This window comes from bacterium (genome assembly GCA_039961635.1).
Taxonomy (GTDB): domain Bacteria; phylum 4484-113; class 4484-113; order JAGGVC01; family JAGGVC01; genus JABRWB01.
The window spans coordinates 1-9,319 of sequence record JABRWB010000017.1; the positions used below are offsets into that span (position 1 = coordinate 1).

General features: G+C 62.2%; 10 protein-coding genes. 7 read left to right on the top strand and 3 right to left on the bottom strand.

What is annotated here, in order from left to right:
- The first annotated feature begins 53 nt into the window (after positions 1-53).
- From HRF49_03000 to HRF49_03010, 3 genes are all read left to right on the top strand, one after another.
- Positions 54-1,658 (top strand): serine/threonine-protein phosphatase, encoded by a 1,605-nt coding sequence (locus HRF49_03000; GenBank protein ID MEP0813618.1) that lies wholly within the window; start codon positions 54-56, stop codon positions 1,656-1,658.
- A gap of 75 nt (positions 1,659-1,733) precedes the next feature.
- On the top strand, positions 1,734-1,976 hold the full coding sequence (locus HRF49_03005) for a hypothetical protein (GenBank protein ID MEP0813619.1): 243 nt from the start codon (positions 1,734-1,736) through the stop codon (positions 1,974-1,976).
- Positions 1,963-2,757: an NAD-dependent deacylase gene (locus HRF49_03010; GenBank protein ID MEP0813620.1), complete on the top strand. Its 795-nt coding sequence runs from the start codon at positions 1,963-1,965 to the stop codon at positions 2,755-2,757. Before HRF49_03005 ends, HRF49_03010 begins: the two co-directional genes overlap by 14 nt.
- A gap of 16 nt (positions 2,758-2,773) precedes the next feature.
- Here the strand turns inward: HRF49_03010 and HRF49_03015 are convergent, their stop codons facing one another.
- Together HRF49_03015 and HRF49_03020 are read right to left on the bottom strand one after the other, a co-directional pair.
- Positions 2,774-3,175 carry a hypothetical protein gene (locus HRF49_03015; protein MEP0813621.1) on the bottom strand — a complete coding sequence of 134 codons (402 nt, stop codon included), beginning with the start codon at positions 3,173-3,175 and terminating at the stop codon, positions 2,774-2,776.
- A gap of 33 nt (positions 3,176-3,208) precedes the next feature.
- Positions 3,209-5,674: a DNA translocase FtsK gene (locus tag HRF49_03020; GenBank protein MEP0813622.1), complete on the bottom strand. Its 2,466-nt coding sequence runs from the start codon at positions 5,672-5,674 to the stop codon at positions 3,209-3,211.
- A gap of 202 nt (positions 5,675-5,876) precedes the next feature.
- Here HRF49_03020 and HRF49_03025 point away from each other — a divergent pair, with 202 nt between their 5' ends.
- From HRF49_03025 to HRF49_03040, 4 genes are read left to right on the top strand one after another with little or no spacing between them, the layout of a single operon-like run.
- Positions 5,877-6,449 (top strand): hypothetical protein, encoded by a 573-nt coding sequence (locus tag HRF49_03025; GenBank protein ID MEP0813623.1) that lies wholly within the window; start codon positions 5,877-5,879, stop codon positions 6,447-6,449.
- A gap of 51 nt (positions 6,450-6,500) precedes the next feature.
- Positions 6,501-6,881, top strand: coding sequence for a YtxH domain-containing protein (locus tag HRF49_03030; protein ID MEP0813624.1), 381 nt, complete (start codon positions 6,501-6,503; stop codon positions 6,879-6,881).
- Between the two features lie 12 nt (positions 6,882-6,893).
- Positions 6,894-7,850 (top strand): RimK family alpha-L-glutamate ligase, encoded by a 957-nt coding sequence (locus HRF49_03035; protein ID MEP0813625.1) that lies wholly within the window; start codon positions 6,894-6,896, stop codon positions 7,848-7,850.
- Positions 7,823-8,941, top strand: a complete 1,119-nt coding sequence (locus HRF49_03040) for a hypothetical protein (GenBank protein MEP0813626.1) — start codon at positions 7,823-7,825, stop codon at positions 8,939-8,941. The genes HRF49_03035 and HRF49_03040 overlap by 28 nt, the downstream gene beginning before the upstream one ends.
- Positions 8,942-9,005: 64 nt before the next feature.
- Here HRF49_03040 and HRF49_03045 read toward each other — a convergent pair whose 3' ends face one another.
- A complete protein-coding gene (locus tag HRF49_03045) occupies positions 9,006-9,305 on the bottom strand; it encodes a hypothetical protein (protein MEP0813627.1) in 300 nt (99 codons plus the stop codon).
- Positions 9,306-9,319: the final 14 nt, after the last annotated feature.

The following is a 9,319-nucleotide window of genomic DNA, read 5'->3' on the forward strand; positions in this document are numbered from 1 at the left end:
GCAGGGCGGGCCGGCGGCGGGCGACAATTCCGGGGGAGGGGGGCGCTGAAGTATTGGTTGCGTTCGGAAAAAAGAAGCAAAAACAGAAGGCGCAGCCGGAAGAGCCGCTGCCCGGAGCGGGGGAGCATGCGCCCTCGGACGACGATTCGACCGATCCGCTTCTGAAAAGTCCGGGCGCTGCAGCGGCCGACGGATGGGAGCTGGTCGCCGGATCAACGGCGGGGCGCGTGGAGCGCAGATTGGTGGACGGCGAATGGACATTCCGCTGGGTTGCAAGCGCTCTGCCCGAAGAGACGATGGCGGCGCTGAAAGGCAATTTGATTGAAGTCGACTCGCGCGTTTTTCCGGTTGGCGAATACACCGAAGCGGACGGCGCGTTCGCGGTCGTGCTTTCGGAGCCAGTCGTACCGCTTCGATCGTTTCTGGAATCTCACGACCTGCGGCCGTCGGAAGTGCTTCAAGCCGTCGCGGATCTTTCGCACGGCTTTAGCAAGCTCGCCGCCGCAGGGCTTGCGCCGGTGGCGCTGGATACTGCGAGGCTTTACGCAACTCTTGAATCGTTCGGAGTGGCGCGAAACGGCGCGGGCTTCCGCATCGCGTTCGCGAACTTCCACGAGCTCGCGCCGCTGCCGGAAAATTTCACAACAAACGCGCTCGCGTTGCAGGCGATCGAAATCGCATCCATGCTGCTCGACCGGGAGTGGACAGCTCCTTGGCACCAGGAGGCCGCGTCCGAGATTTTGTCGGCGATTGTCGCGTTGCGCGAAACCGCCGTGGAAATCGGGCTTGAAGCGATCCCGGCGAAGCTTGCTTCCCTGCTGCCGCAAATCCGCGGATGCGTCATGACCGACGTCGGACGCGTGCGCTCCAACAACGAGGATGCCGCCGTACTTTCGGTCGAGAACTCGACGCGCGGAGGGGGCAGCCCATGCACGGCGCTCGGATTCGTCGCGGACGGAATGGGCGGGCATGCCGCGGGCGAAATCGCAAGCGCGCTGGCTCTGTCCGCCGCGACGCGAACGTTGGCGGACTGGCGTGAAAGCGCCGCCGCCGGCGACAAAGTGATCGCGCAGCACATCGCACGCGCGTACGCGCGCGCGGAAACCGCTATCGCGCGCGACTGCGAGCTGCACCCCGAGCGCAGCGGAATGGGCACGACGCTTACCGGCGCTCTCGTCCTATCGCCCTGCCCGCCGCCCGATCCCTCGGCGCGCTCCGCCGCGCCCGCGTTCGATATAGCGCGCGCGTGGATCGCGAATCTGGGCGACTCGCGCACCTACCTCGTTTCCGGCCGCTCGCTCGTCCGGATTTCGCACGATCATTCATACGTCCAGTCCCTTCTGGACGCGGGTGAAATAAGCGAAGAAGAGGCGTTCCATCATCCGGCCAGGAACGTCATCTCGAAGTGCCTCGGAGGCAACAGCCAGGAGCAGCCCCGGCCGGACGTTGCGCCGCTCGCCTGCGGCCCGGGCGACGTGCTCCTTTCGGCCAGCGACGGGTTGACCGATCTTCTCACCGATTCCGAAATATTCGCAATTCTTGAGGAATCCTGGGATGCGGGCGCCAATCCGCTCGAATCCGCGGCGCGTGCACTCATCGACGCCGCGAACGCCCGCGGCGGAAAGGACAACATCACAATCGTCCTTATCGCGCTTTAGCCGGCATGCGCGTGAATTTCGCGGTTTCGATTCTACATTGGTGCAAACCGCGGCCGATGTTGTTACACTTTCATCGTGGCCGAACCCGACAACAAGCATCATGGCGGACCCTTCGCCTGGAGCATGACGATAGCCGGTTTCGCTCTCGTGGCCGGACTGGTCTTTTTCGAGGCGTACCGGGTGCTCTCCGGACTGCCGACCAATTTCATGCATAACTGGCCCGTGCTTGCTCTCGGTGTGATTCTTTTCGCAGGCGGCGTTTCCTGCTTCCTCTGCAAGCCGGACTGGCACAGGAAAGACGGCGATGAGCACGCCTGAACTTCTTTCGCAACCCGGACGCGAAAGAGCAATCGCGGCGGCCGCGCTGGCTTGCGCAAGCGCAAAGCACTTGGTCGTCCTCACCGGCGCGGGCGTGTCCGCGGAAAGCGGCGTGCCGACCTTCCGCGACAAGGACGGGCTTTGGGACAAGTACGACGTTACCACGCTCGCCACGCCTGAAGCGTTCGAGGAAGACCCCGCGTTCGTCTGGCAATGGTACGACTGGCGCAGGCAGAAAGTGAAAGGCGTCAAGCCCAATCCCGGGCATTACGCGATCGCGGAGCTTGAAAAGCTGGCCAGGGCGCGCGGCGCGGAATTCACGCTGATCACGCAAAACATAGACAACCTGCACAATCTGGCGGGCAGTGAAAACGTGCTGGAGCTGCACGGCAACATATGGAAAGCGCGGCGCTGGGGCACCGGGCCGGACGACGCAAGCGTGCGCGAATTCCACGAATGCCCGCTCGCCGAATGCCCGCCGCGGGATGCGGACGGCGCAATTTTGCGCCCGCACATCGTCTGGTTCGGCGAGATGCTGTCCGTGCATGTCATCCGCGCCGCCGAAGCCGCAGCCGTCGAGTGCGACGCGATGCTCGTCGTCGGCACATCGAACGTGGTCTATCCCGCCGCCGCGCTGCCTTACTCGGTGCTCCGGCGGCGCGGAACGGTGGTGGAGATTAACCCGGGCGTCACGCCGCTTACATGCGACGCGACGATTTCCATACGCGCGGAGAGCGGCAGTGCGCTGCCGGAAATTGTCGCGGCGATGCGGGAAATGTAGGCGCGCGCCGCGCCGGTTAATCCTCGTCCGGGAAGTGCTCGTGAAGCTTGCTGTATAAAAGCTTCAAATGCATAAGCCTTGCGCGGCTCATCGCCACCGGCGCGCCGTACTTTTTCAGCGCCTCGGCCGGGTCGATAAACCGCATCGCCCGCTCCGGCGTTGCAAGCCACAGCTCCTTCAGCTCCTCTTCGTCCCTGGCGGCCGCGCTTTCGATTTCGCCCTGCGCCTTGCTTTCGCCCCACATCGCCTTGGCGCGCTCCGGGTCTATGAACCGCTTGGCGCGATCCGGGCTTTCGTGCCACAACTGCATCAGCTTGGATATGCGGCGCACCGGGCCGCGCGGAAGCGCGTCGCGCGGCATCTCCTCCGGCTCGACTTCCGGAAGCCGCCAGCCCAGATTTTTCTTGTCTTCCGCCATTCAATCCTTCGCCGGGGGGCAGGCCGCGAGCCGTCACATCGGCACGCGGTAGCTCCCGGTTTCGGGATCCTCCTCGACGATACCGGCGGCCACGAGCGCGTCAACGATGCGCGCGCTCCGCTGGTATCCGATTCTCAGGCGGCGCTGCAAATAGCTTATGCTGCATTTCCGTTCCGAAAGAACGATTTCCTTGGCTTCGTGATAAAGCTCGTCGCTGGATTCGCCGTCGTTCTCCCCCCCCCCGTCACCGAACTCGTCTTCGTCGTCTTCCGGGCGGATCATCCTGGCGATTTCGGGATTGAACTCCGGCTTTCTCTGCGCGCAGATAAACTCCACCGTGGCGGCGATCTCTTCGTCGGAAACGAACGCGCCCTGAACGCGAGCGGGCTTCATCGCCCCGATGGGCGAGTAAAGCATGTCGCCCTCGCCCAGCAGTTTTTCCGCGCCGTTCATGTCAAGTATCGTGCGGCTGTCCACCTGCTGCGCTACCGCGAACGCGATGCGGCTGGGGATGTTCGCCTTGATCGTGCCCGTGATCACCTTCACGTCCGGGCGCTGGGTGGCGACGACAAGGTGGATGCCCACCGCGCGCGCCTTTTGCGCGATGCGCGTTATCTGTTTCTCCGCAACCTTTCCGGCGATCATGAACAAATCCGCAAGCTCGTCCACGATGACGATGATGTACGGCAGCCTTTCTTCGCCCTCTACCATCGCGTTGTAGCTCGCGATGTTTTTCGCGGTGTACCGCTGGAGAAGCCGGTAGCGGCGCTCCATCTCTTTTATGATCCATCCCAGCGTGCCGATGATTTCCGCCTTCGTGTGGACCACGGGCGTTATCAGGTGAGGCAGGTCTTTGTAGACCGTCAGCTCGACCCACTTCGGATCGATCATGACCATCTTCAGCTCATCGGGCGTCGCCCGATACAGCAGGCTCATGATTATCGTGTTCAGGCAGACGCTCTTGCCGCTGCCCGTCGCGCCGGCGACCAGGGTGTGCGGCATCTTGGCGAGATTGCCGACGATGGGCTTGCCGGAAATATCGCGGCCCAGGCCGATCGTGCAAAGGCCGCGCGCGTTTTTGCATTCCGGGCTTTCGAGGATGCTCTTCAATGTAACGAGCTGGAAGTTCTGGTTGGGGACTTCGATTCCGACCGCGCTCTTGCCGGGCACCGGGCTTTCGATGCGCACCGCGACGACCGCAAGCTCAAGCGCCAGGTTTTCGGATAGATTGTGAATCTTGCTGACGTTGATTCCGGGGCCGATCGCGATTTCGAACCGCGTCACGCGCGGCCCTTCCTGGATGTGGTTAACCTTCGCGTCGATTTTGAAGTCGGTAAGCGTCCTTTCGATAATCTCCGCTTTCGCAAGCAGGTCGGCGCGGTCGTTTTTGGTGAACGGCGCGTCGCGCAGAAGCGATAGCGGCGGCAGCTCGTAAGGCGGCAGCTCGCTCTTGAACCGGAATTCCACCTGCCCGGTCTCGCGGTCCACGCCGTACTGCAGCTCGTCGTCCCCCTCAAGCTCGCCGTTCGTTTCCTCGTAGACGCCTATCGTTATCTCGTCGCGAGAGCCGGCTTCTTCTTCGTCGAAGGATTCCTCGTCGCTCTCTTCGTTTTCGGATTCCGAAGCTTCTTCGTCCGGCGGTCCGGCGCTGATGGTTATTTCGCGCGGCTCGTCGTCAAGCTCTTCCGCGTCGTCCTCCCATCGCAGCGTCGCCTCGTCCTCGTACTCTTCCTCCTCGTCCACCTGCGGAGGGGCGATTGCAAGGGCGATCGAGCTTCCGATGTATTTGATTGCGGAGCCGATTCCGCGCGCGCCCGCGCCCGCGATCTCCGCGGTCGGCCGCACCACGCCTCGTCCGTACGCGACGACTCCGGCAAGAAGTATCAGCACGCAGACGAGAATTGGATAAAACGCGCCAAGCAGGTCGAGCATCATCCCCGTCAGCAGGTATCCGCTTTCGCCCGCGCCGTCGAACAGTCCGAGCGCGAGGAACGCAAGCACAAGCACCGCCGCGCCCCAACCCGCGGCCGCGTGCCAGGTGCGTCCGGGATCGGGATAGCTGAGCCATCCCCAAAGGATGAACAGATAAAGCGGCACGAGGAACGCCGCCGCGCCGATTTGGTATTTGACGAATTCGTCAACCGCAGCGCCCCAGCTTCCCAAAGATGCTTCGCCGCCCGTCAGCGGAGGAAGATAAATCGAAAGAAACAGGAACAGGAATGCCGCGCCCAAAATGATTATCCCGGCGTCGCGCAGCACTTCCTCGATGATGAATCCGGGGGATTTTTTGCGCCTGCGCCGCGCTGTCTTGGACTTGGCTGAAAGCGAGCTTGCGCTTGGCCTGCGCCGGTTGGCGGTTCGGGAGTATGCGGAGAATTCCGGACGCGCGGAACGGCTCGCACGCGTAACCTGCGAGCGGGCACCGGCGGCGGTCCCACTTTTGCGGGCGCTCCCCGGTCCCCTTGCGACGGGGGCGCTCCCGCTTTTTGCACGAGCCATTGCAACCTCCGGCCCAGGCCGGGGCCGCTGGCTCCCCCAAACAGGCGGTGCATTATATCATGCCCGACAAATTGTTGGCAAGTGTGGATAAGTCAACAGATTTGCTTTGTATTCCGGGTTTTTACCTCGCAGATATTTTTCTGCGATTCCACCAATTCAAAACTCTCCTTGTTCGTTCAGAAAGCCATGTTATAATCGCCGTGTGGCCGACACGGTTCTCCTCGTTCTGGTCGTGCTTGTGGGCCTTGGATGGGTCGTGTTCGCCGCGGCGGTGCTGGGGCTTCTCCGGGAGCTTTCGCCGCGCCTGAAACGGCTGTCCGCGCTGATGGACAAGGCCGAGAGCTTTCTCGTCAAGGCCGATGAAGAGCGGCTGCTTTCGAGGGCCGGCGCGATTTTGGCCGAGGTCGAGACCGCGGCGGCCGAGATGAAGGCGCGGCTGGTGCAAATGGAGCCTCTGCTCGCGAAGGGGCCGGAAATCCAGTCGCAGGTGATCGGTGCGGCGGGCGGGTTGAATACCCTGCTCGCGGAAGTGAATTCGAGCGGGCTGGCGGCGGAGCTTAAATCGCTTCTGGCCAATGCTGGAGAAGCGGTGGACCGGCTGAAAAGCGTGCTGTCCGATCTTGACGACGCGGTCGGCAAGGCGAAAGCGGCCCGCGACGCTGTGAGCGAGGGAATCCAGAGTACCCGCGAGAAGGTGGAGGATGCCATAACGCTGATCGGCGGCGTCAAGGCTGGAATCGCGGCGGGGCTCCGGGCGCTTACGGGCAGGGATTAATCATTTTGCGGGTAGTAAACGGTGGTAAGGGGTTTCCAAGGAGGAACTGAAATGAGTGAACACAACGACGATTTCAGCAGGAATTTGGGTGCGATGCTTGCGGGCTTCGGTGTCGGGATGCTTGTTGGAAGCATCCTGGGACTTCTGTTCGCGCCCAAGAGCGGCCGGGAATTGCGCGCCGAGCTGTACGAACGCGGCGAGGAATACTACGGCAAGGCCAAAGAAGGCGTTATCGGTGCGTACGAGGTGAGCCGCGAAAAGCTCAAGGATGCTTACAAGCAGTCCATCGACGCTCTCGACGCGGCGTACGGCACCACGAAGGAATTCACGAAAGAAAAGCTTGCCAAAGTGAAGGAAGCCGTGGCAGAGGGAGTCCAGGCCGCCAAGGAGCAAATCGCAAAGAAAGCCAAGACCGAGGGCGGCGAAGCATAGGGGCGCCGGCAATTGAGCAAAGCTGCGCCGCGATCCGGCGGCGGTGAAAAAAGCGCAATCGTCCTTACGCGCAATCCGTACTTGTACACGGTTCGAAAGTTCGCGTCCGCGTGCGCGAGGCGCGGCTGGAAGTGCGAGGTTATCGATCCCTTTCTGTGCGGCGCGCGCATCGGAGCGGCAAATGGGGGGGGAATCAATTACGAGGGAAAACCGCTTTCACCGGATTTGGTTTTCAACCGGCTGGCTTCCCTGGCAAGCGATTATTCGGTTGCCATCGCGGCGGAGCTTGAGTCCCGCGGCTCGCTCGTCATCAATCCCGCGGCGCCCACCGACAAATACCGCAACAAGTATTCCGCACTGAAAAGACTGGAGGAAGCGGAGCTGCGCGTCCCGGAGACCGCGCTTGTACGCGTCGGGCAGGACATAAACGCGGCGATCGATTCTCTCGGCGGGCCGCCGGTCGTGCTCAAATACGTGCGCGGCAGCCAGGGTCTCGGCGTGATATTCGGCGAGAGTTACGACGCCGTGACGAGCATCATCGAGAGCCTGAACCTCATTCAGTACGACACCGTGCTCCAGCGATATTACCCGCAGGCGAAGGAACTCGATCTGCGCATTCTTGTGCTGGGCGGCAAGGCGATCGCGGGCGCGCGGCGCGTGGCATCGGCCGACGATTTCAGAAGCAATTTTCACCGGGGCGGGATGCTGTATCGCTACGATATCCCGGACGATATCGCGGAGATGGCGGTGCGCGCGTCGGACGCGATGGGACTTTATTTCGCGGGCGTGGACATAATCGGCGGTCCGGACGGACCGATCGTTCTGGAGGTGAACCTGTCGCCCGGATTCGAGGGGATGGACCAGGTGCACGGCCGCGACATTGCGGAGGAATTGTGCGAATGGGCGGCGGCACAATTGGAAAAAAGAATCGGAGATAACCAATGTCCGACACCGTCAAGCTTCCGATAGTCATCCTTTCCGGGACTCCCAGGGAAATGGGACGCGCACTGGGCGCGCAGTTCCGCGAGCATATACATGAGATTTACGCGACGCGGCTCGCGCGGCTTGTCGAGCACTGCGCGGAGGGGGGAGTGGAAATGGACGAGGCGGGCGCGCTGGCCGCGGCCGCCGAATGCCTGCCCGCAGTCCGCGACTACAATCCCGACGCGATCGAGGAGCTTGTCGGAATCGCCGCCGCCGCGGGTATGGATCTGCCGCAGGTGTGGCTTCTGGGCGCGTACACGGATTTGCGCGACTATTGCAGGTTCGGGAAGGAATCCGCCGCGCGGCCAAAAGACGGCGCCACATCCCCCCCTTCGGATTCCGGCGCGGAGTGCAGCGGATTCTTCGCCGGCGCGGACGCGACCGCGGACGGCAACGTCCTTATCGGCCAGACTTGGGATTTGGGCACCGAGGACATGGAGCACGTCATCGCCTGCCACCGCAAGCCGGCCGATGCCCCCGAGTGCTGGACTATCACAGTGACCGGCGCGCTGCCGATGATCGGAATGAACGAGTGCGGCATTTCGTGCTGTACGAACAATCTGGAGCCGGGCGATGTGCGTCCGGGCGTCGGTTATCTCGATATCCTCTCGAGCATTTTGCGATGCGATAATCTTTCGGACGCGACCGACGCGGTTATTTCCGCCCCCCGAATAAGCGGCCACAACTACCTTCTCGCGGACGGCACCGGCCTTGCTGTTGACATCGAGACCACCGGCCGCCGGCACGCCGCCTTTCCGCTCACACGCGGCGTCTTCGTCCACACCAACCATTACGTCGACCCGGAGCTTGCGCCGCTGGAGCGCGTCGCCTCGCCGTCTTCCGTTCCGCGGCGGCTGCGGATGCACACGCTTCTGCAGTCGCGGCTCGGCAAAATCGACGCCGAATCGGTGAAGGCGATTTATTCCGACCGCACTGGCGAGTTCCATATCAACCGCTACGACTGCGACGGGATGAGCACGAACGCGTGCCTGATAATGTCGCCCGTGCAGCGCAGGATGTGGATGTGCCGCGCCCAGGCCGACCGCGGCGAGTGGCTGGACGTGGAGATTGCGTAGGGGCGAACGCCAATTTCAGGCGGGACACGGGCGGGATGGAACCGCCCGCTCCCGGGATTAACGGCTATACGTCAAAGCTAAGCAATCCGATTGGAAAGACGCTTTTTATGAATTCGGAGTACTCAATCTCCCAATACATGCAAGCGTATTCAACGGAAATGTAAAAGGGAAGCTTCACGGTTATCAAGCCTGCGTGATCCCCCATATACGCGTTGCGCAGAACAAGATTTTCTGCCTCGAGAAAATCGTGCGCTCTTTTGGAGCCTAGCGAATACGGATAGCGGAAATCCACGAATACTTCCCGGTCAATCACCGGATACTCGTTGCCGGAAATCGGATCGCGGTACATTTTGGTCGGGCGCAATGCAGCTTCCGAAA